Source organism: Psychrobacter sp. W2-37-MNA-CIBAN-0211, assembly GCF_040309405.1.
GTDB classification, from domain to species: domain Bacteria; phylum Pseudomonadota; class Gammaproteobacteria; order Pseudomonadales; family Moraxellaceae; genus Psychrobacter; species Psychrobacter glaciei.
On sequence record NZ_JBEOOU010000570.1, the window covers coordinates 1 to 237 of the forward strand.

General features: G+C 42.6%; 1 protein-coding gene. It reads right to left on the reverse strand.

Going from position 1 to position 237, the window contains the following annotated elements; translation table 11 throughout:
- Positions 1-237 (reverse strand): hypothetical protein (locus tag AAEY72_RS16305; RefSeq protein WP_352311730.1); only part of this gene is annotated, 237 nt, incomplete at both ends.

Sequence of the window (237 nt, forward strand, 5' to 3'; positions counted from 1 at the left end):
GTTGTACAGTCTGAGCTAAAACTAATACTGGTTGGGCTTTGTAAACGCGTAATCGTACCATCTGAATCTTCAGTCACCAGTGTGGCAGTAACCCCAAATGTGCCACCTGAACTTATGGCATAATTACCATCAATGTCAGCGGTAAGTGTCGTTGATAATTTACCCTCAATAAACGCATCATCCACATAAGCGCCCATTTTAACGATGATATCCGTGACAACATCGTCAGATGAAAGC